We start from the raw sequence: 19,492 nt of genomic DNA on the forward strand, positions 1-19,492 counted from the left end.
GATCGTCACCAGATCTTCACGCGCGCGTCGGGGGCGAGATAAAGCTTGTCGCCGGGCTTGGGCTGAAACGCGGAATACCACGGGTCCATGTTGCGGACGATGTCGGTGCGCTGCTGCGACGGCGCGTGCGGATCAGTCAGCAGACGCTGGCGCAGGTTCGCCTCGCGGTAATTGCGGCGCCACACCTGCGCCCAGCCGAGGTAGAAGCGCTGATCGGCGGTATAGCCGCCGAGCACCGGCGCAGGCTTGCCGCCGAGCGAGGCATGATAGGCGTCGTAGGCCGCCGACAGGCCCGCCAGATCAGCCGAATTCTCGCCGAGGGTCAGCGCACCCTTCACGTTCATGCCGGGCAGCGGCTGATAGGCGTCATATTGCTGAACGAGTCGCTGGCTGAGCGCGCCGAAACGCTGGACATCGGCGTCGGTCCACCACTGCGTCAGCCGGCCGTGCGCGTCGTATTTCGCACCCTGATCATCGAAATGGTGGCTCATCTCGTGGCCGATCACCGCGCCGATCCCGCCGTAATTGACCGCGGGGTCGGCCTTGGGATCGAAGAACGGCGGCTGGAGGATCGCGGCGGGGAAGGTGATCGCGACGAGGCTGAAATCGGCCTGCGCGTTGACCGTCATCGGGGTCATGCCCCATTCCCAGCGATAGATCGGGCGACCGAGCTTGGTCACGTTATAGTCGTGGCGCCACTGGTTCGCGCGCAGGCTGTTGCCGAACGCGTCGCCCGCCTTGATCTCCAGCGCGGAATAATCGCGCCATTTCGACGGATAGCCGATCCGCGGCGTGAACGCGGCGAGCTTTGCGTGCGCCTTGACCTTCGTCTCGGGCGCCATCCAGGTCAGCGTGTCGATGCGGCGGTTCATCGCGGCGATGACGTTACGAACGAGCTCGTCCGCCGCCGCCTTCGTCTCGGGCGGGAAGTAGCGCGCGACATAGACCTTGCCGACCTCGTCGGCGAGCGCGGCGCTGGTGAAGTCGACGCTGCGCTTCCACCGCTCCTGCTGCTGCGGCGTGCCGCTGAGCACCGTGCCGTAGAAGGCGAAATTCTCGGCATCGAAGGCGCGCGGCAAAACGTCGGCGAAGCCGTCGAAGCTGCGCACCAGCAGTTGGTCGCGCAGCACGGCGATCGGTGCGGTGCCGATCGCCTGCGCGATCCCGGCGATCGCGGTCGGCTGCGCGACAATCACCGTATCGGCCGCGGTCTTGTTCGCGCGCATATAGGTCGCGAAGTCGAACCCCGGCGCGGATTGCTGAAGCTGCGCCAGCGTCATCTTGTTGTAGGTCTTGTCGGCGTCGCGGCTGTCGATGCGGGTCCAGCTGACACGTGCGATCTGGGTCTCGAACGCGACCAAAGCGGCGGCGCGCGCCTCCGCATTCGGCTCCCCCGCGAGAGTCAGCAGGCGGGCGAGATGCGCCTGATACGCGGCCTTCGCCTGCGCGAGCTTCGCATCGGTGCTGAGGTAGTAATCGCGGTCGGGCATGCCGAGCCCGGCCTGCGAGACGCTGACCGCGTAATGGTCGGGATCCTTGTCGTCCTGCGCGACATAGACGCCGAAGGGCGTGTCGACGCCGTTGCGATCCGCCTCCGCCAGCAACGCGGCATAGCCCGACTTGTCGACCGCCTTGATCTTCGCGAGCCACGGCTGGATCGGTGCGAGCCCGGCGCGGTCGATCGCGGCGGTATCGAGGAAGGTCGAATAGGCCTGACCGATCTTCGAATTGCCGCTGCCGCGCGCGGCCTCGAGCAAGCCGCGGGTGCGTTGACGCGACAGGTCGGCGAGGACGGAGAAGGCGCCGTAATTGGCCTCGTCCGCCGGGATCTGCGTCGTCTTCGCCCAGGTACCGTTGGCGAAATCGTAGAAGTCGTCGCCGGGCTTGACCGAGCGGTCCATGCCCGCGGTGTCGAAGCCGAAGGTGCCGTAGCGCGGGCCCGTGCGCGCGGGCTCGTCAGCCGCGGGGGCGGGCTGCTGCGCCGCGGTCTGTGCGAGAAGCGCCGCGGGGATCAGCGCGGCGGCGGAAAGTGCAGGAAACAGGATCGAACGACGCATGAACAATCACCCGTACGGAGGAATGACCATTCCTTAGGCTCGGGCAAGGGAGCGCGCCAGCCTCCCCCGCGTCGCTTAATCGCGGCGGGCGAGGACGGCCGCGCGACGACCGTCAGTCGTGGTGGTGATGGTGGCGATGACGCCACTTGCGCGCGATCCACGATCGCCAGCCGAGTGCCGCCAGACCGTAGCCGAGCAACGCGCAGACCGTGGTGATCAGCAGCAGCCCGAGCACGAGCGGCGGGCCGGCGTTCCAGATCCACTGCAACCAGCCGGTCGCCGCCTCGGTCACCGGTTGCGCGACCGCGGGCGCGTCGGTGCGCAGCAGCCAGGCGCCGATCTGATAGGCGGCGAACAGGATGAACGGCGTCGTCAGCGGATTGGTGATGAAGGTGGTGAGCGCGGCGACGGGCACGTTGGCGCGGAACGGCAGCGCGATCAGCGCGGCGATCGCGATCTGTCCGACGGGAAACAGGATGCCCGCGACCATCCCGAGCGCGACGCCGCGCGGCACCGAGCGACGGGTGAAGCGCCAGAGTTCGGGCGCGAGCACGCGGTGCGCGACCGGGCGGAGCAGTCGGCTTTTCTCCATCGATTCGCGCGTCGGCAGGTTGCGCCTGCTCCACGCCGCGAACCGGTCCCACGCCGTCATCGGCCGCGATGCCATCAGCCGTGGTCGCGCATGATGCGCCCCGCGTCGCGCTTCCACTCGCGCTCCTTGATGTGTTCGCGCTTGTCGTGCGCCTTTCGGCCCTTCGCCAACGCCAGTTCCACCTTCGCGCGCCCCTGCCCGTTGAAATACACGGTCAGCGGGACGAGCGTCATGCCGTCGCGCGCGACCGCGCCGTGCAGCTTGTTAATCTCCCGCTCGTGAAGCAGGAGTTTACGCGGGCGCTTCGCCTCGTGGTTGAAGCGGTTGCCGTGGCTGAATTCGGGGACGTTGGAATTGACCAGCCAGACCTCGTCACCGCGCACCTCGGCGTAGCTTTCGGCGATCGACCCCTCGCCGAAGCGCAGCGACTTCACCTCGGTGCCGGTCAGGACGATCCCCGCCTCGTAGACGGTGTCGACCGCGTAGTCGAACCGCGCGCGGCGGTTCTCGGCGACGATCTTCTTCTTGTCGAAGGTGGCAGGCTTGGGACGCGACATGGCGGCGATGTAGGCACAAGGGCCGCCAGCGGCAAAGGGCGATCGTTACGATTGGGCGCGGGCGAGAGGCGACCGGCCCCATCGCACGCGGTCAGAAGGGACGTTTGAGCCGCAGCATGACGCGGTTGCTGGGGAAGCCGCCGACCCCGACCTGCTCGGTATCCGCCTGCACGGTGTTGTCGCCGATCCTGATCGCGGCATCGGACAGTGCCTGCGGATCGGTCGAATACCGTTCGGGCGTGGCGCGCAGGCGGAACTGCTCCTGCCCGCGCCCGCACACGACGACGTCGGTGTCGCCCGGCTGCGCCTTCGGGCACTCGCGCGACAGGACCGAGCGGGGGTGCGGAAGGACCGGGCCCGCGACCGCGGCCTGGAGGAGCAGTGCCGCGATCATCGGTCTTTCCTTCCTGGGGCGGGTCGCGTCATCTGCTCCCCGCCCCGCACCGTTACAGCCCCGCGTGTGCGAGGCCGGCGTCGACCGCCGCCTGCGCTGCTTCGCCGGGCCACGTCATCGGCAGCCGCAGTCCGCGCGGGTAATCGGGGCGCAGTTTCGTGACCGCGTATTTGACCGGGCCGGGCGAGGCATCGGTGAACAGCGACGTGTGGAGCGGGAACAGCCGGTCGTGGAGCGTGCGCGCCGCCGCGCAATCGCCGCTGGCACACGCCGCCTGGAAGTCGGCGCACAGCCGCGGCGCGACGTTCGCGCTGACCGAGATGCAGCCCGTGCCCCCGGTCGCGTTGAACGCGAGTGCGAGATCGTCGTTGCCCGAAAGCTGGCAGAAGCCGTCGCCCAGGCTCGCGCGGTGCTGCGACACGCGGGTGATGACTCCGCTCGCGTCCTTCACCGCGACGAAGACGTGCGGGAACGCCTGTACGATCCGCGCGAGCGTGTCGGGCAGGATGTCGGTCACGGTGCGCGCGGGCACGTTGTAGAGGACGATCGGCAGCGGCGCGTCCGCGCCCAGCGCCTCGAAATGGCGGAAGATGCCCTCCTGCCCCGGACGGTTGTAATAAGGCGGGACCATCAGCGCGGCATCGGCGCCGGCTTCCTTCGCGGCGACCAGATTGGCGCGAGCGACGCGGGTGTCGTTCGAGCCCGCGCCCGCGATCACCGGCACGCGCCCGCGCGCCTGATCGACGCAGACGCGGACGATCGCGAACTGCTCCTCCTTGGTCAGCGTCGCCGCCTCGCCGGTCGTGCCGCACGGCACCAGCGCGGACGAGCCCTCGGCGATCTGCCACTCGACGAAATCGCGGTAGACGCGTTCGTTGAAGGCGCCGTCGTCGTCGAACGGGGTCACCAGCGCGGGGATCGAACCTGTGAACATGGGGTAGACGCTCTCTTCGCCGCGGTGAAAATGTGAAGTCGTTCAGGACAGATACGGGTTGGATCGCTATCCTGTCCACCGATCTGGAATGGTGATGAAGGCGGGCGCATTGATCGGTATCGCGGTGGGGTTTGGGGCGGCGCTGTTGCTGGCGCAGAGCCAGGTTGGTCCAGTGGCGCCGTTCACGGGCCAGGCGGGGGTGCAGCCGGACCCGCAGGCGCAGGCCGCGGGGCTCGCGCAGGCGGTCGCGCAGTGGAAGGTGCTGCAGCAGAGCGATTCGCTGCCGTTCGACACCTACGCCACGTTCCTGCTCGCGCATCCCGGCTGGCCCAACCAGACCGCCAATCGCCGGGCGGCCGAGAAGCAGGCGGCGACCGGTTACGCCGCGCCGGCGAGCGTCATCGCCTTCTGCCGCCGGTTCCCGCCGCTGACCGGCACCGGCTGGCTGGCGTGCGCGCGGGCGTATCAGGCGAGCGGCAATACGGTCGAGGCCTATGCCGCGGCGCGCGCGGCCTGGCGCAGCGGCGCGCTGTCGCCGACCGACGAGAGCGCGGTGCTGACGGGCTTTGCCGGCGCCTTGACCCCGGCAGATCACGACGCGCGGATGGACACGCTATTGTGGCAGGGCCAGACCGGCGCGGCGGCGCGGCAGATCGCGCTGACGAGCGCGGGCGCGCGCCCGCTGTTCGAGGCGCGGCTGGCGTTCCGCACCGGTGACGCGAACGCCTCCGCGCTCGCCTCGGTCAACGACGCCGCGGGGGCGAGCGACGCGGGCTATATCGCCGACAAGGCGGTGTGGCTGCGCAACAGCGGCGCGTCGCCGAGCGCGCGCGGCTGGCTGGCGCGGACGCGCTCCGCGCTGATCCGCCCGGGCAACGTCGAGAAATTCTACGAGGTGTTGCTGACCAACGCGCGCGGCGCCGCGGCGGACGGGCAATGGCAGACCGCGTACGACATCGCGCGGCAGATCGACGACGCTTATCCGACGGGCACCGACATTTCGACCAAGCCGTATGGCGAGCGCGACGATTACACGAGCCTCGCGTGGCTCGCGGGGCAGACTGCGCTGATGAAGCTCAGCCGGCCCGCCGACGCGGCGTTCCTGTTCCAGCGTTACGGTGAGGCGAGCCAGTCACCGCAGACGCGCGCCAAGGGGTTCTACTGGGCCGCGCGCGCGGCGGAGGCGGCGGGCAAGCCCGAGGCGGCGGGGCTGTTCGCGCGCGCCGGGGGCTACCGCGACCAATATTACGGGCAATTGGCGCTGGAGCACATGCGCCAGCCGCTGGTCGCTCCGCCCGCGCTGCCGCCGCGCCAGATCGATCCGGCGGTCCGCGCGGCGTTCCTCAACCGCGAAACGGTGCGCGCGGCGCAGTTCCTGGGTCAGACCGGGCAGCGGCAGGACCAGACCGCGTTCATCCGCCTGATCGCCGCCGATGCGACGAGCGACACCGACCATTTGCTGGCCGACGAATTGTCGCGCCAGCTCGGCCGCCCCGACCTGGCGGTGCTGGTCGGGCGCAGCGCGATGCAGAACGGGTTGACGCAATATAGCGCGGTCGCGTTTCCCACGGTGCCGGTGCCGGGCGGATACGAGAGCCAGTGGACGATGATCCACGCGGTCAGCCGGCAGGAAAGCCAGTTCGACCGCGAGGCGCGCAGCCCCGTCGGCGCGAGCGGGCTGATGCAGTTGATGCCCGCAACCGCGCGCGAACAGGCGGGCAAGCTGGGCCTGCCCTACGACCCGGCGCGGCTGACCGCGGACACGAGCTACAACGTCATGCTGGGGTCGAGCTATTTCCAGCGCATCTTCGGCCTGTACGGCAGCTACCCGCTCGCGATCGCGGCGTATAACGCGGGGCCGGGTAACGTGAACAAGTGGCTGCGCGCCAACGGCGACCCGCGCACCGGCGCGGTCGACATGGTCGATTGGGTCGAGGCGATCCCGTACAACGAGACGCGCAATTACGTGCAGCGCGTGCTGGAGAATGCGGTCGTGTACGACCTGATGAACCCGGCGCGCGCGAAGAGCCGCGGCCCGGCGAATTTGAGCTGGTATCTCGGGCGCAGCCGGACGGGTTGATCGGCGGGTGGATCGACGGGGTGACGGTCGCGCGCCCGTTGCGCTAGTCGCGCGCGGATGGATCGACCCAATTACATCACCCCGGCGGGCTATGCGGTGCTGCGCCGCGAGTATGAGCAATTGTTCGCGACCGAGCGGCCGAAGCTGGTCGAGACGATCGCCTGGGCGGCGGGCAACGGCGATCGCAGCGAGAACGGCGATTATATCTACGGACGCAAGCGTCTGCGCGAGATCGACCGGCGGCTCGGCTGGCTGTCCCGGCGGATGAAGGCGGCGAAGGTGGTCAATCCCGCCGCCGCGCCCGACCGATCGCGAATCTATTTCGGCGCGACCGCGCGCATCGTCGACGAGGACGATCACGAACGCGAACTGACGCTGGTCGGCGACGACGAGGCCGACGCGGGCAAGGGGATGATCGGGTGGAACGCGCCGCTGGCGCGTGCGCTGCGCGGCGCGGCGGTCGGCGACGTGCGCCGCGTCGCGCTGCCCGCGGGCGAGCGCGAATATGAGGTGATCGCAATCTCTTATCCCGAGGCATGAGGAACGCGCGCTGGACACGGGTCGTTCTTGCCCGCGAAGGAGACGGACCATGGCAGAACATCCCCGCACCCAGTCGGCACGCGACCACGACGACAAGGACGTGATCGAGGGCATGATCCCCGCAGGCGACGCGACGCCGTCGAGCGCGGGCGGACGATTGGCACAGGACGTCGGATCGCAAGCCGATCTGAAACAGGTCGACGATCCCGACGGGTCGGCCGGTGCAGAGAAACAGGACAAGATCGACGCCGGCGTCGCCGAACGCAGCGACCGGGCCGCGACGAGCGACTAAGCGACGGGCGACTGACCAGTGGCCGGGTCGGGTGGACCGAACCGGCCGCACCGGCGATGACGCATTGACGGCAGCGCGGTGGGCGGCGACACCCGCACCCATGCCGACCGACGACACCCCCACCCGCAACATCGCGCTGCTGATCGACGCGGACAACGCGTCGTGGCACGCGCTAGACCCCGTGCTGACGGTGCTGGCGGAGCTCGGCACGGTCAACATCCGCCGCGTCTACGGCAATTGGTCGAAGCCCGGGTTGAAGGGGTGGCGCGACATGAGCGTGCGCCACGGGATCGAGCCGCAGCAGCAGTTCGATCTGACCAAGGGAAAGAACGCGACCGACATGAAGATGACGATCGACGCGATGGACCTGCTGTTTCGCGGGCGCGTCGAGGGGTTCGGGATCATGTCGTCGGACAGCGATTTCATGCCGCTGGCGACGCGCATCCGCCAGGACGGGCTGCCGGTCTACGGCTTCGGCACCGCCAAGACGCCGCAGGGGTTCCGCCAGGCGTGCAGCCGTTTCATCGACGTCGCCGCGCTGGAACAGGCGAACGGTGCCGACGCCGCACCGGCCACGGTCGCCGAGGCACCCGCGGATACTTCCGCGACCGATTCGTCGCTGTCCGACACGCTGCCGCCCGCGATCGGCGCGCGCGCGACACCGGCGCGCAAGGCCAAGCCGCCGGTCGACCAGGAACTGCTCAAGCTGCTGATCGACGCGTACGACGCGTCGAAGCGCGACGAGAAGGGCTATGTCAGCCTGTCGGCGATGGGGCAGCTCGCCGCCAACCGTTCGTCGTTCGACGTGCGCAATTACGGGTTCAAGCGCCTGTCCGACCTGGTCGAATCGGTGCCCAATTTCCAGATCGAGCGGCGCGAAGGCCGCGCCCTCGTCAAAAGGCTTCGCTGATGCGCTACCCTCTCCTCGCCGGCGTCGTCGCGGCGCTGCTCTCGACCGCTGCCGCCGCGCAGACCGATCCGGCGCGATTGTCGGACACGGTGAAGACGCTCGCCTCGGCGCCGTTCGGCGGGCGCGCGCCGGGCACCGCGGGCGAAAAGGCGACGGTCGACTGGCTGGTCACGACGTTCAAGGCGATGGGGCTCGAACCCGGCGGCGCGAACGGCGCGTGGACGCAGACGGTGCCGATGATCCACACGCGGATCGGCACCGGGGCGACGATGCGCGCGGGCACGACGACGCTGACGCAGGGGCGCGAGATCGCGGTGACGACGGTGCGCGACGCGCCCATGGTCGCAATCGCCGACGCGCCGATGGTGTTCGTTGGCTACGGCGTGTCCGCGCCCGAGGCGAAGTGGGACGATTTCAAGGGACAGGACCTGAAGGGCAAGGTCGCGGTGTTCCTGGTCAACGACCCCGATTTCGAAGCGCAGGCGGGCGATGACGCCAAGGGCCGCTTCGGCGACCGGCGGATGACCTATTACGGGCGCTGGACTTATAAGTTCGAGGAGGCCGCGAGGCGGGGTGCGGCCGCCGCGCTGATCGTCCACGACACCGGCGGCGCGGGCTATCCGTGGTCGACGGTGAACGCGTCGAACGGCGAGAATTACGACATCGTCCGGGCTGCTAACGACCCGCGCGTGCCGTTGCAGGGGTGGATCGACCACGACACCGCCGACCGGCTGTTCAAGGGCGCGGGGCTGGACCTTCCCCGCTTGCGCATCGCCGCGCGGCAGGCGTCGTTCAGGCCGGTCGACATGAAGATCGCCTTTTCCGCCAGTGCGCCCGTGTCGGTCGAGCGGATCGAGAGCGCGAACGTGCTCGCCAAGATCCCCGGCAAGACGCGGCCGCGCGAGAGCGTGATGTTCGGCGCGCACTGGGACGCGTACGGCGAGGGACCGGCGGACGCGAGTGGGGCGACGCTGCGCCCCGGCGCGAACGACGACGCGCTGGGCGTCGCCGGGATCGTCGAGCTCGCGCGCCAGTTCAAGGCGATGCCCGCGCCCGACCGCAGCCTGGTGTTCGCCGCGTGGACCGGCGAGGAGCGCGGGCTGCTCGGTTCGGAATATTACGCGACGCACCCGGTCTATCCGCTCGCGCTCACCGCGGCCAATCTGACGCTCGACATCCTGCAGACCGCGGGGCCGGCGCGCGACGTCATCCTGGTGGGCAAGGGGCAGAGTTCGCTCGACGACCTGCTGGCGCGCGCCGCGGCGACGCAGGGCCGCACGATCACGCCCGAGACGTTCAGCGAGCGCGGGCTGTTCTACCGAGCGGACCATTTCTCGGTCGTCCGCCGCGGCGTGCCGTCGCTGTTGCTGATGGCGCTGGGTGGCGCGCCCGACCTGCGCGCCGGCGGGACGGCGGCGGGGCAGCGCTGGCTCGACGGTTACATGGCGTGTTACCACAAGACGTGCGACCGCTGGTCGGCCGACTGGAACCTCGTCGGTGCGGCGCAGGACGTCGACCTGTTCCACGACATGGGCGTGCAATTGAGCCACGCGGGCGTCTGGCCGACGTGGAGCGCGACGTCCGAATTCACCGCGACGCGCGCCGCGACCGCGGCGGCGCGGCGCTGACGCATCAGGCGGCGCGCAACGTTGCCTGCACCGTTTCCAGCTCGCCGAGCGTGTCGAGGGCGCAGCCGGGTAGTTCCTGTGCGTGCTCGACGATCACGTCGTCGCCGGCATGTTCGACCGTGTCCGCGAGCAGCGCGATCCGCCGCGCGCCGACGCTGAGCGCCGCGCCTTTCAGGTAATGCGCCGCCGCGCGCGCGCGCGTCAAATCGCCTTCGCGCGCGAGATGCAGCACCATCGACGGCCGCGTCTGCATCTCGTTGGTGAAGGTGCGGATGAGCTGGAGCACCTGCGCGCCGGGCAGGAACTCGGCGAACTCGCGCAACTGCGCGGGGTCGATCAGCGGGGCGGCAGACGTGGCGGCAGACGTGGCGGGGCGCGGGAGGCTCAAGACTGGGCTCGCTGTAGCATGAGGATGGCCTGCGTGCGGTTGGGCACCGCCAGCTTCTTCAGGATCGCCTTCACATGGGCTTTCACCGTGATCTCCGACAAACCCAGGTCGAACGCGATCTGCTTGTTGAAGCGGCCGCTCTCCATCGCGTTCAAGACGCGCGCCTGCGCGCCGGTGAGCGAGGAAAGGCGGACGAAATCGCTGTCGGCGGGAAGTGCGGCCTCGCTGATCGGGAAGGAGAACCACGTCCCCCCCGCGATCACCGCGCGCATCGCCTCCACCATCACCGAGATCGGCGTCGATTTGGAGAGGTAGCCGTGCGCGCCGGTCGCCGCGACCTGCTGCTCGATATCGGGATTGAGCGCGCCGCTGATGACCAGCATCCGCAGGTGCGGAAAGCGATCGAGCAGCGCCGGAACGCCCAGCACCGAGCGATTGTCGGGCAGCGCGAGATCGAGCGTCATCAGCGTGGCCTCCCCTGCCCGCTCGGTCGCCTCCGCCAGCGATGCCGCTTCCACCACCGTCAGCTCGGGTGCCGCAACACCCAGCGCCATCGCAGTCGCCTGGCGGCACATCGGATGATCGTCGACGACGATCGCCAGGTTCGAGACGGGGGCGGACATGGTACGGGCTCCGGCTACGCACCCATATTGGGGTGCACTCGGCAGGCCCTTACGGCAGCAGTGGTTAGCAAAGCGGTAATGACGTCCGGTCAGCGGGTGGTGCCCGTGCGGCAGCGGATGATCAGTTGATGCTGGCGATCAGGGCGCTCAGCTGACGGCGGCCGAGGTCGTTGACCGAGATGTTGGTCCGCGACGCCGCCGCCTTCTGCCCGACGGTGCGCAGCAGCGCGGCCTGGTAGGTGGCGCAGCCCGCGCTCTCGGCGGTCTTGAGGCAGACGGTGCTGCCGTCCATCGCGGTGCGGACGAGGACGGGACGCGAGGGGTTGCTGCGCCCGGTGTCGGCGTGCGCGGCACCCGAGAACAGGGCGGCGACGGCGGCGGCGGCGGTCAGGGTCTGGCGGATCATGGTTCGGCTCCGTTGGATCTGGTGGGGAGGGTCGATGCCCTCTCGATGATCCGCTTGTGCACGTTCCGGCGCCGCCGCGATATTACTCCTTGGGGTGAGATCAGGGGGGTGAGGTCAGGCCGCGTGGTTGAGCGCGGTCAGCCCGCGTTCGAGCACCGCGGGCAGATCGTCGCCGACGCAGCCCGACACCGCCTGTTCGACGCCGGCGGCCGCATCCGCGAGCGGCGACGCGCCGCTGTTGGCGAGCGTGCGCAGGTGTGCCGAAATCTCGATCAGCGTCGCTTCCTCGAATGCGCCGCGCCGGATCAGCGTCGACAGCGCGTCGAGCACGTTGCGCGGATCGGGGGCGGCGGCGCGGCCCCAGCGGTCGAGCACCTGCTGAAGGTCCGCCAGCCGCAACGGCTTCGCCAGATGCGCCTGCATCCCCGCGGCGAGGCAAAGATCGATGTCGTCGGCGTAGGCGTTGGCGGTGAGCGCGACGATCGGGAGTGCGGCGGGCGTGTGGCCGGCGGCGCGCAACCGCCGCGTCGCCTCGAGCCCGTCGACCTCGGGCATCTGCATGTCCATCAGCACCAGCGCGAACGGGTCGCCCGCCGCCTGCGCCTGCGTCACCGCGTCGACCGCGGCCGCGCCGTCGGCGGCGATGACGCAGCGCGCGCCGAGCCGTTCGAGCATCGCGGAGGCGAGCATCTGGTTGATCTGGTGATCCTCGGCGAGGAGCACGCGGAGGTCGCGAGCCTGACCGGGTGCGGGCAGTGCCGCGGGCGCCGGCACGGTCGCCGGCCCCCCGGCCGCGGCGACGAGCGGGACGCGCAGAAAGAAGCTGCTCCCCTCGCCCGGCGTGCTGGTCATGCCGAGCGATCCGCGCATCAGCCGCGCGAGCTGCGCCCCGATCGCGAGGCCGAGCCCCGACCCGCCGTAGCGGCGCGCGGTCGATTCGTCCGACTGCATGAACTTGTCGAAGATCGCGGCGTGGCGCGCGGGCTCGATGCCGATCCCGGTGTCGCGCACCTCGATTTCCAGCCACTCGCCCGCCTCGTCACGCTGAACGTCGGCGCGCAGCGCGACCGAGCCCGCAGCGGTGAATTTCACCGCATTGCCGAGGAGGTTGAGGATGATCTGGCGCAGCCGCAGCCCGTCGCCCTCGATCCGCGGCGGGATCGCGTCCGCGATCTCGCACGTGAGCGCCAGCCCCTTCTGTTCGGCGAGCGGGGCCATCAGTTTCGCGCAGCCGCGCAGCGCGTGGCGCAGGTCGACCGGTTCGGCCGCGATCTGCATCTGTCCCGCGTCGATCTTCGACAGGTCGAGAATGTCGTTGAGCAGCCGCATCATCGCGCGGCCCGAATCGGCGATCACCTGCACGCGCGCGCGCTGTTCGGGCGCGAGATCGCCGTCGAGCAGCAGCTCGGTCGCGCCGATCACGCCGTTCATCGGGGTGCGGATCTCGTGGCTCATGTTCGCGAGGAAGGTCGATTTCGCGGCACCCGCGATCTCGGCAGCGTCGCGCGCGGCGGCGAGTTGCAGTTCGAGTTCCTTGCGCGCGGTGACGTCGCGGATCGAGACGATGATCTCCTGCGCGGCGCCGCTCGCCGGATTGCGGACCAGCCCGCAATTCGCCTCGAGCCAGCGCCACGTCCCCGGTCGGTCGACCGGTTCGGAGCGGTAGCTGACCACCATCTTGTCGATGATGCCGCGCGACAGATCCTGGTACGCGCCGCGAACGATCGCGTCGTCATCGGGGTGGAAACGCGACAGCATCGACGCGCCGAGCAGGTGTTCGGGACGCGCGCCGATCACTTCTGCGACCGAGGGCGAGGCGTAGAGACAGGTGCCGTCGAGCGCGAGGCGGAACACCGCGTCGGTCGCATTGCTGGCGAGCAGGCGCAATTGCGCCTCGCTGTCGGCGAGCGCGGCGGCGGCGAAGGTACGTTCGCTGATGTCGATGGTGACGCCGATGTGCCCGACCGGACACGCGAACAGGTCGCGCTCGACCGCGGTCATCGCGTCGACCCAGATCAGCGTGCCGTCGGCGTGGACGAAGCGGAATTCGCCGCGATAATTGCCGCTGTTCGCGGTGGTCGTCTGCCAGTCGGCGGCGACGCGCGCGAGATCGTCGGGGTGGACCACACGCGCCCAGCCGTCGCCCGCGGCCTCCTCGGGCGTCTGCCCCGCGAGCGCGTACCACGCGCGGTTGGCGTAGGTGAGCCCGCCCTTCGCATCGGTGCGGAAGATGCCGACGGGGGCGAGATCGGCGAGCGTCTGGAAGCGATGCTCGCTCTCGCGCAGCGCCTGCTCGAACGCGAGCCGGTCGGTCACGTCGTGGAGCGAGCCGACGGTGACGAACGATCCGCCGGCGGCGTCGCGGACCATGCGCGCGCTGACGTCGACCTGGCGGATCTCGCCGTCGCGGCGAATGATGCGCAGCCGCCCGACCTGCCCCTCGAGCGTCCGCGCGGCGTAGCGCGCCTGCATGTCGGTCAGGACCGGCAGGTCCGCGGGATGGATGACCTGGCGCACGTGCGTGCCGATCGCGTCGGCGACGGGCACCCCGGTCAGCCGCTCCCACGCCGGGTTGAGGAACGACCAGCGCCCCTCGGCATCGACGCGGTAGAGCACCTCCTGCATGTTCGCGAGCATCGCGTGCGCGTTGTCGTTGCGCGTGCGCAGGTCGTTGCGCGCGCGCTGCAACCGGTCGAGGATCGCCGCGACCGGCAGGCCCATGCAGAAATTGGCGGCGAGGAAAAGCTGCAGCACGAGCATCCGGCTCTGTGCCCCGCCGCTTTCCAGCGTGATCGGACCCACGTCGAGGAAGGTCGCGACCGAGGCGACGATCGCGAGCATGACGACGGTCAAGGCGGCGCCGAAACGGCCGAGCCACAAGGCGGCGAGCATGACGATCGGGCCGGTCATGAACAGCAGCGGGTAACGCGACTGCGCGAACAGCAGGATGGTGACGACCGACGCCGCACCCATGAACCACGCGATCCGATTGCGCTGCGCACGGATCTCGCGGCGATCGCCGGCGAAGGCGTCGTACATCACGCAGACGAGCGGGGTGAAGAGCAGCAGACCAAGCGCGTGCGCGCCGGCCCAGGTCAGCCCGGTGCCGATCGCGAACGCGGCGCCACTCGACCAGAACGCACCCATCACCAGAAGCGAGAGCGCGAACGGCGCGGCGACCGCCAGAAGCGTGAAGCGACCGAGTTCGCGCAGTGTGTCGAGGCGCGCGCCGCGCCCCGCGCGCCGCATGCCGAGCACGAGGATCAGCACCTCGGTCATGTTGACACTCAGCCGCACGACGACCTGCGCGAGCGGGAGATGCGTCGACAGCAACGCGACGATCAGCAGGACCGCGCCGCTCAACGCGAACAGCCGCAACCGCGGGCCGGCCGACCGCATCAGCACGCCGACGAGAAGCGCGTTGGGTAACCACACCAAGGCGACCGGCGAGTCGGCGCGCGCGTAGACGAGGCAGAGCCAGCCGATCACGCCGAACACGGCCGCGAAGGCGAGATCGACGACGAGCGAGCGCGATGGCCGGACCGGGATCATGATAGCCGGCCTATCGACCGGTGGTTAATGGGTGGCTAACGCGCTCAATTCATTCACGCATAAGCGTAGGGGCCGCCTTCCGCCAACGCCTTCTGATAGGCCGGGCGCGCGTGGATCTTTTCGAGCCAGGCGATCGTGTTGGGGCGGCTCTGGTCGAGCCCGGCGCGGCTGCGCGCGGCCTCGAGCGGGAAGCTCATCATGATGTCGGCGGCGGTCAATTGATCGCCCGCGAACCACGGACGATCGGCGAGCGATTGCTCGACGAAGTCGAGATGGACGTCGATCATCGGCTGGATGCGCTTGGTCGCCGGCTTGCCCATCAGCGGGATGCGGCCGAGCACCAGCTTGAGCAGCAGCGGCGGCATCAGCGAGCCCTCGGCGTAGTGGAGCCAGAAGCGATAGGCGAGCGCGTCGTCGCGCCGCGCGGGGGCTCCGAGTTTCCCGTCCGCCTTGTCGACCAGATATTCGACGATCGCCCCCGTTTCCGCGACGACGCGATCGCCGTCGTCGGTGTCCTGGATCACCGGCGATTTGCCGAGCGGATGGACGCGGCGCAACTCGGGTGGCGCGAGCATCGTCTTCTTGTTGCGCTCGTACCGCTTCACCTCGTGCGGCAGGCCGAGTTCCTCGAGCATCCACAACACGCGCTGCGAGCGCGAATTCTCGAGATGGTGGACGATGACGGTCATGCGGGCTCCCCTTCGGCGCGTGCGGTCCAGATCCAGGCGGCAGCGGGCATCGCCACGCGCCGGTCGGTCGCATAACGCGCGAGCCGCGATGCGATCCGCGCGCGAAGCGTGAGACGCTCGTCACCGTGCGTCGCACGGATCGCGGGCGCGGCGGGGCCGATGCGCGCGAAAAACGCGAGCGCGTCGTCGATCGCGGCGGTGTCGCTTTCCCCCTCGCCCGCGACATAGGTGAAATCGACGGCGTCGACGCGTTCGACCCGCCAGCCGGCGGCCGCGAGCAGATCGGCGACGAAATCGCGGTCGGCGAAGGCGAACGGCCCGGGCGCGTAGCCCGCAGCCGCCGCCGGCGCTGGCCCGATCGCGTCCTGGAGCACGCGCGCCCATTCATTCTCCTGCCGCGCGCGAAAGCAGGAGAAGACGAGCGGGGCACCGGGTGCGGCGCGACGGCGCAGATGCGCGAAGGCGGCGACCGGATCGGCGAAGAACATGACGCCGTGCCGCGAGAAGACGAGGTCGGCGGTGGGGAGTGCCGCGGTCAATGCGTCGCCTGCTGCGAAATGGAGGTTGGCGCGCGCGTGGCGTGCATTGGCGACCGCGATCATCGGCGCGGACAGGTCGATACCGTCGACGCGGGCGGCGGGACGCGCGAGGGCGATCGCGGCGGCGGTGCTGCCGATCCCGCAGCCCAGGTCGAGGAAGCATCCGCGTTCGGGCGCGACCGACAGGATCGCCTGCGTCAGCCGCGGCGCGAGATCGGCGAAGCTACGCTCGGTCCGCGGCCATTCGTCCGCCCAGACGTCGCCGACCTTGCCGCTCCAGTCGCCGGCGGTGGTCATGCGGATGGAAGCCTGATCATGAGCGAAGCGCCGCCTGACGGGGGAAGACAGTCGCAGAGATCATAACGGCGCGCTACTGTCCATGGGTGCGCGGGGCCCGGGCGGCGATGTGGCGAACGATCGCTGATCGTTCCGTCGATTGCGCCAGACTGCGCGAGGGGGTCGCTCACGAAGACAGGCGAGCCGGGTGGCATCGAAAAAGCGCGACTTGGATGTCGCCGAAACGAACACGGCCCGCCGTTGCCGGCGGGCCGCGCGATGATCGTGGTGGGCGGCTGCCCCGATCAGATGTCGTCGTCCTCCGACGGGCCCGCCATCATCTCCTCGGCGACCGCGTCGGTGCGTGCGCGGATCGCCTTTTCGAGACGCTCCGCCATCTCCTTGTTCTCGCGCAGGAAGTTCTTGGCGTTCTCACGCCCCTGCCCGATGCGGACGCTGTCGTAGGAGAACCACGCGCCCGACTTCTCGACCAGCCCGGCCTTGACGCCCAAGTCGAGGATTTCGCCGATCTTCGAGATGCCCTCGCCATACATGATGTCGAACTCGACCTGCTTGAACGGCGGCGCGACCTTGTTCTTGACGACCTTCACGCGGGTGGCGTTGCCCGTCACCTCGTCGCGGTCCTTGATCGCGCCGGTGCGGCGGATGTCGAGGCGGACCGAGGCGTAGAATTTGAGCGCGTTGCCGCCCGTCGTCGTCTCCGGGTTGCCGTACATCACGCCGATCTTCATGCGCAGCTGGTTGATGAAGATCACCATGCAGCGCGAGCGGCTGATCGAGCCGGTCAGCTTGCGCAGGCTCTGCGACATGAGGCGCGCCTGGAGGCCGACGTGGCTGTCGCCCATCTCGCCCTCGATTTCCGCGCGCGGGACGAGGGCTGCGACCGAATCGACTACCAGCACGTCGATCGCGTTCGAGCGGACGAGCGTGTCGGTGATCTCCAGCGCCTGCTCACCCGTGTCGGGCTGCGACACGATCAGTTCGTCGATGTTGACGCCCAGCTTCTTGGCGTAAACGGGATCAAGCGCGTGTTCGGCGTCAACGAAGGCGGCGGTGCCGCCGTTCTTCTGTGCCTCGGCGATGACGTGGAGCGCGAGCGTCGTCTTGCCCGAGCTCTCGGGACCATACACCTCGATCACGCGGCCGCGCGGCAGCCCGCCGACGCCGAGTGCGATGTCGAGCCCGAGCGAGCCGGTCGAGATCGCCTCGACCTGCATCGCTTCCTTCTGCCCGAGCTTCATCGCCGAGCCCTTGCCGAACGCGCGGTCGATCTGCGCGAGGGCGGCGTCGAGCGCCTTTTGACGGTCGTTAGTCGCGGTTGCCATGCCGGTATCGATCACCTGAAGTTTGGCGGCCATTGCCGATCCCTTTTGCTAGAGCACCCGCGCGTGACGTTCAACGCGTTCCTGCTCGTGTACACACTTTGTTCCATACGAACAAGTGGTGAACAAATGGCCGGAATCAAGGTTTTCTGTAGGTCGCAACACCCTTGGCGAAGCGGGCGGAGGCGAAGGAGCGTTCGAACAGACGGTCGTGATTGGGGCTCGCTGGGTCGGTGATCGCGTGCTTGAGCAGCCGCAGCGCCGCCGCGTCATTGGCGGCAATCTGCGCGACCACCTCCGTCGCCTCTCCCAGCAAGTCGACGAGGCCGATCCGCTGCGCTTCGCCGGCGTCGACCGGGGCCGCGGTGAACAGCAGCCGCGCCGCCTGCCCCCGCCCGACGCGCGCGACCAGCCGGGCGACGTCGGGGGCGGGATAACCGATGCCGAGCCGCGCGGGCGGGATCGCAAAACGCGCGTCGGTCGTCGCGACGATCACGTCGCACGCGAGCGCGAGCGCGACCCCGGCGCCGTGGCACCCGCCCTCGACCGCCGCGACGACGGGCATGGGGAGCGCCGCAATCGCCTCGATCCCGGCGCGCATCGCCTCGCGAAAGGTGCCGCGGGCGGCGACGTCGTCGCTCAGCCGCGCGAGATCGGCGAGGTCGGCGCCGGCGCAGAAGATGCCCGGTACGTCGGACGCCAGCATCACCGCGCGCGCGTCCTCGGGCACCTGGGCGGCGGCGGTCGCAAGATCGTGCCACGCGCCGACGGGGAGCGCGTTGCGCACCGCGGCGCGATCGAGCGCGATCCGGGCCACCCCGCCGGTGACGGTCAAGCGGATCACCGGATCACCGTTGCCAGTCGCCACCATGCGGGCTCCGCCGCCGCGATCGCCTCTGCAGCGCGATCGCGCGCGGCCATGTCGGCGAACAGCGCGAAGCAGGTCGCACCCGACCCGGACATCCGCGCGAGCCGGACCCCCGGCTGCGCGCCGAGCAGCGCGAGTACATCCTCGATGACCGGCGCGACCTGCACGGCGGGCGGTTGCAGATCATTGCGCCCCGCCAGCGCGGCGGCGGGCGCGTCGCCGTCCGCCATTGCGCCACGATCGCACCCGTCCCAGCGCGCAAAGACCGCGGCGGTCGACACCGCGACGCCCGGGTTGACCAGCAGCGCGGGCATGTCGCCCAGCCCCTCGATCTCCTCGAGCGCCTCGCCCTTGCCGCGACCGATTGCAGCACGGCCGAGCAGACAGGCGGGCACGTCGGCGCCGAGCGACGCGGCGATCGCGAACAGCCTCGCGTCGGTCGGCGAGACGCGGTGGAGCCGTGCCAGCGCGCGCAGTGTCGCCGCGGCGTCGGCGGAGCCGCCACCGATGCCAGACGCGATCGGCAGATGCTTGTCGAGTGTGATCGCGTGAGTCGCGGCGACGGCGAACTCACGCGCGAACGCGCGCTCGGCGCGGGTGACGAGATTGTCCGCGCCTGCGTCCAGTCCCGCGGCGAACGGGCCGATGATCGACAGCGACGGTGCGCCGATCGTGACGGTCACGGTGTCGCCGTCGGCGGCGAAGACGAACAACGTCTCGAGCTCGTGATAGCCGTCGTCGCGGCGGCGGCGGACGTGGAGCGCGAGATTGAGCTTCGCCGGCGCGCGCTCGACGGTTCGCTGGTCCGACACGGTGCTTCCTTC

The 19,492-nt window shown here is 69.7% G+C and carries 19 protein-coding genes; 5 read left to right on the forward strand and 14 right to left on the reverse strand.

Features of this window, described 5'->3' with window-relative positions; all coding sequences use genetic code 11:
* Window positions 1-5: 5 nt before the first annotated feature.
* The 5 genes from KZ810_RS09565 to dapA form a co-directional block, all read right to left on the reverse strand.
* On the reverse strand, window positions 6-2,057 hold the full coding sequence (locus KZ810_RS09565) for a M13 family metallopeptidase (RefSeq protein ID WP_219768851.1): 2,052 nt from the start codon (window positions 2,055-2,057) through the stop codon (window positions 6-8).
* Window positions 2,058-2,169: 112 nt separating this feature from the next.
* Entirely contained in the window at window positions 2,170-2,709 is a 540-nt protein-coding gene (locus KZ810_RS09570; protein ID WP_258044684.1) for a DUF2062 domain-containing protein, read from the reverse strand.
* Between the two features lie 14 nt (window positions 2,710-2,723).
* Window positions 2,724-3,206, reverse strand: coding sequence for an SsrA-binding protein SmpB (gene smpB / locus KZ810_RS09575; RefSeq protein WP_019514965.1), 483 nt, complete (start codon window positions 3,204-3,206; stop codon window positions 2,724-2,726).
* A 91-nt stretch (window positions 3,207-3,297) separates the two neighbouring features.
* A complete protein-coding gene (locus tag KZ810_RS09580; RefSeq protein ID WP_219768853.1) occupies window positions 3,298-3,600 on the reverse strand; it encodes a hypothetical protein in 303 nt (100 codons plus the stop codon).
* Window positions 3,601-3,652: 52 nt separating this feature from the next.
* The gene (gene dapA, locus KZ810_RS09585) at window positions 3,653-4,534 is read right to left on the reverse strand and encodes a 4-hydroxy-tetrahydrodipicolinate synthase (RefSeq protein ID WP_219768854.1); all 882 of its coding nucleotides are present in this window, start codon (window positions 4,532-4,534) and stop codon (window positions 3,653-3,655) included.
* 88 nt (window positions 4,535-4,622) lie between these two features.
* Here dapA and KZ810_RS09590 point away from each other — a divergent pair, with 88 nt between their 5' ends.
* The 5 genes from KZ810_RS09590 (at window position 4,623) to KZ810_RS09610 (ending at window position 9,984) form a co-directional block, all read left to right on the forward strand.
* Window positions 4,623-6,614: a lytic transglycosylase domain-containing protein gene (locus KZ810_RS09590; protein WP_219768855.1), complete on the forward strand. Its 1,992-nt coding sequence runs from the start codon at window positions 4,623-4,625 to the stop codon at window positions 6,612-6,614.
* Between the two features lie 57 nt (window positions 6,615-6,671).
* Window positions 6,672-7,154: a transcription elongation factor GreB gene (gene greB, locus KZ810_RS09595; RefSeq protein WP_219768856.1), complete on the forward strand. Its 483-nt coding sequence runs from the start codon at window positions 6,672-6,674 to the stop codon at window positions 7,152-7,154.
* Window positions 7,155-7,203: 49 nt separating this feature from the next.
* Window positions 7,204-7,446, forward strand: a complete 243-nt coding sequence (locus tag KZ810_RS09600) for a hypothetical protein (protein ID WP_219768857.1) — start codon at window positions 7,204-7,206, stop codon at window positions 7,444-7,446.
* A gap of 100 nt (window positions 7,447-7,546) precedes the next feature.
* On the forward strand, window positions 7,547-8,356 hold the full coding sequence (locus KZ810_RS09605; RefSeq protein WP_219768858.1) for an NYN domain-containing protein: 810 nt from the start codon (window positions 7,547-7,549) through the stop codon (window positions 8,354-8,356).
* A complete protein-coding gene (locus KZ810_RS09610) occupies window positions 8,356-9,984 on the forward strand; it encodes a M28 family peptidase (protein WP_219768859.1) in 1,629 nt (542 codons plus the stop codon). Before KZ810_RS09605 ends, KZ810_RS09610 begins: the two co-directional genes overlap by 1 nt.
* A gap of 4 nt (window positions 9,985-9,988) precedes the next feature.
* On the opposite strand, the gene KZ810_RS09615 is transcribed toward KZ810_RS09610, so the two are convergent.
* From KZ810_RS09615 to KZ810_RS09655, 9 genes are all read right to left on the reverse strand, one after another.
* On the reverse strand, window positions 9,989-10,372 hold the full coding sequence (locus tag KZ810_RS09615) for an Hpt domain-containing protein (protein ID WP_219768860.1): 384 nt from the start codon (window positions 10,370-10,372) through the stop codon (window positions 9,989-9,991).
* A complete protein-coding gene (locus tag KZ810_RS09620; protein ID WP_219768861.1) occupies window positions 10,369-10,995 on the reverse strand; it encodes a LuxR C-terminal-related transcriptional regulator in 627 nt (208 codons plus the stop codon). Before KZ810_RS09620 ends, KZ810_RS09615 begins: the two co-directional genes overlap by 4 nt.
* Window positions 10,996-11,116: 121 nt before the next feature.
* Entirely contained in the window at window positions 11,117-11,401 is a 285-nt protein-coding gene (locus KZ810_RS09625; protein ID WP_219768862.1) for a hypothetical protein, read from the reverse strand.
* Window positions 11,402-11,515: 114 nt separating this feature from the next.
* Window positions 11,516-14,953 (reverse strand): PAS domain S-box protein, encoded by a 3,438-nt coding sequence (locus KZ810_RS09630; protein WP_219768863.1) that lies wholly within the window; start codon window positions 14,951-14,953, stop codon window positions 11,516-11,518.
* 53 nt (window positions 14,954-15,006) lie between these two features.
* A complete protein-coding gene (locus KZ810_RS09635; protein ID WP_219768864.1) occupies window positions 15,007-15,642 on the reverse strand; it encodes a glutathione S-transferase family protein in 636 nt (211 codons plus the stop codon).
* On the reverse strand, window positions 15,639-16,478 hold the full coding sequence (locus tag KZ810_RS09640) for a class I SAM-dependent methyltransferase (protein WP_219768865.1): 840 nt from the start codon (window positions 16,476-16,478) through the stop codon (window positions 15,639-15,641). The genes KZ810_RS09635 and KZ810_RS09640 overlap by 4 nt, the downstream gene beginning before the upstream one ends.
* 284 nt (window positions 16,479-16,762) lie before the next feature.
* Window positions 16,763-17,836 carry a recombinase RecA gene (recA, locus tag KZ810_RS09645; RefSeq protein WP_219768866.1) on the reverse strand — a complete coding sequence of 358 codons (1,074 nt, stop codon included), beginning with the start codon at window positions 17,834-17,836 and terminating at the stop codon, window positions 16,763-16,765.
* 103 nt (window positions 17,837-17,939) lie between these two features.
* On the reverse strand, window positions 17,940-18,671 hold the full coding sequence (locus KZ810_RS09650; protein WP_219768867.1) for an enoyl-CoA hydratase/isomerase family protein: 732 nt from the start codon (window positions 18,669-18,671) through the stop codon (window positions 17,940-17,942).
* Complete coding sequence (locus tag KZ810_RS09655) at window positions 18,641-19,480, reverse strand: 4-(cytidine 5'-diphospho)-2-C-methyl-D-erythritol kinase (protein ID WP_219768868.1); 840 nt, start codon at window positions 19,478-19,480, stop codon at window positions 18,641-18,643. Before KZ810_RS09655 ends, KZ810_RS09650 begins: the two co-directional genes overlap by 31 nt.
* Between the last annotated feature and the right edge of the window lie 12 nt (window positions 19,481-19,492).

This window comes from Sphingomonas citricola (assembly GCF_019429535.1).
GTDB lineage: Bacteria > Pseudomonadota > Alphaproteobacteria > Sphingomonadales > Sphingomonadaceae > Sphingomonas > Sphingomonas citricola.